Below are 1,879 nucleotides of genomic sequence, written 5' to 3'. Positions count from 1 at the left end.
GACATGGTACGTTGGGCTTCATCATATTGATCAACGTACAGGACAATACCAGGCAGATCATCACGGAAGATCCGCTCACGGATGGCAGAGGCGGCATATTTACGGGCCACATCCATGGTCATCTGCTTAAACCCGGTATTACCCCAGGGTACACCCCATGCACTGATAAAGAGGGTCAAGAGTGCAGCAGCAGTGGCAGTCAGCAACACCGGCGGCAGCAGGGCACCAAGACTTAAGCCGCTGGCCTTCAGCACCGTAATCTCGTTATCACTGGAAAGACGGCCAAAGGCCAGCAGGACTGCCAGCAGGAAGGCCATCGGGATGGTCAAAACGAGGAATGATGGCAGGAGCAGGATAATCAGGCGCAGGACTTCCGCCAGGGGGACACCATTGGCTACCACCATCTCCATCAGCTTGACCATCCGCCCCATCAGCAGTACCAGCGTAAAGATAGTCAGACCAAGGAAGAAGATGCCGGTGATCTCGCGCATCAGGTAGCGGTTTATAATGCCGTGTTTCATAGGTGGGGATGATACATGATGTAACGGTGGGTGTAAAGAAAACGGGGGCCATGAAGCCCCCGTTGTGTAACGTAGCTACCAGATACCCTTATGCAGCCCAATGGCCGTGCAGAGTGCAGTACTCGCGGGCAGTGACGTTAGTGGCGGTAACACAGAAGGTTGCTTCTGGTGCCTGGCCTGGCTCCAGAAACTGACGATAGACTTTGCCGTCAGCAATCAGCTCAATCCATTCAATGTAATGTTTTTCATCCATCGGGTGAGCAACAGCGCCAACCTTAACAGTAATGGTGCCATCCCCTTTTTCAATCACCGGCACATGCTTTTCTTTGGCAGCATCCACCGTATTTTCAGTCTGCAGCTGCATATTTTCACCACAGCAGACAATGTCGGCACCGCCACCATGCATAACTTCAATAATGTTTCCACAGTGTTGACACTTGTAAACTTCAAGACGCTTAGGCATTGGAATTTCCTCCTCATGGGTAGTCAGGCTGTAAGCCTCGTTTGTGTGTTGAGGCAATACTACCGCATTTTTTTTTGATTGCAAGACAAAAAGACAATATCAGTCCTTTATCTATATATAAAAAAGGGGACCGACCAGCGTCCCCTTTCTGTTAGACGTTGAAACGGAAGTGCATCACATCGCCGTCCTTAACGACATACTCCTTGCCTTCCAACCGCATCAAACCCTTTTCCTTGGCGCCTGATTCGCCGTTGCAGGCGATATAATCGTCATAGCCGATCACCTCTGCCCGGATAAAGCCCTTCTCAAAATCGGTATGGATCACCCCGGCCGCCTGAGGCGCTTTCGTGCCTCTCGTAATGGTCCAGGCCCGCACCTCTTTTACCCCGGCGGTAAAGTAGGTGATCAGTCCCAGCAGGTCATAACCGGCACGGATCAGACGATCCAGACCGGACTCCTGCAACCCCATCTCCTCAAGAAATGCCTGCTTTTCATCACCATCCAGCTCAGAAATTTCAGCCTCAATCTTGCCGCAGATCACTACCACACCGGCACCTTCTGCAGCAGCTATCTCACGCACCTGAGCCACAAAGGGATGTTTCCCCTCCAGATCATCTTCTGCCACGTTGGCCACATACAGCACCGGTTTGGCTGTCAACAGATGGAGATCACGCAGCCAGATCCGTTCATCCTCATTCTCAGCGCAGTCTTTTATCTTCTTGGATTGTTCCAGCAGCCCTTTAATCCGCACATAGAGGGCAACCTCTTCCTTGGCCTTTTTATCGCCACTGCGGGCCAGCTTTTCTGAACGCAGGAGCTTTTTTTCAAGGGAATCCAGATCAGACAGGGCCAGCTCAGTATTGAAGATCGCAAGATCATCAGCAGGCGACACCTG

At 51.7% G+C, this 1,879-nt stretch carries 3 protein-coding genes; all 3 read right to left on the bottom strand.

Annotated elements, in window-relative coordinates:
- A partial coding sequence (locus OEL57_RS16495; RefSeq protein ID WP_300742011.1) for an LptF/LptG family permease occupies positions 1–521 on the bottom strand: 521 nt, incomplete at its 3' end.
- 88 nt (positions 522–609) lie between these two features.
- Entirely contained in the window at positions 610–984 is a 375-nt protein-coding gene (locus tag OEL57_RS16490) for a desulfoferrodoxin (RefSeq protein WP_300742009.1), read from the bottom strand.
- Between the two features lie 151 nt (positions 985–1,135).
- Positions 1,136–1,879 (bottom strand): redox-regulated ATPase YchF (gene ychF / locus OEL57_RS16485; RefSeq protein ID WP_300742007.1); only part of this gene is annotated, 744 nt, incomplete at its 5' end.

This window comes from Trichlorobacter sp., assembly GCF_030247655.1.
Taxonomy (GTDB): Bacteria; Desulfobacterota; Desulfuromonadia; order Geobacterales; family Pseudopelobacteraceae; genus Trichlorobacter.
This window is presented reverse-complemented; position numbering and strand designations above follow the sequence as displayed.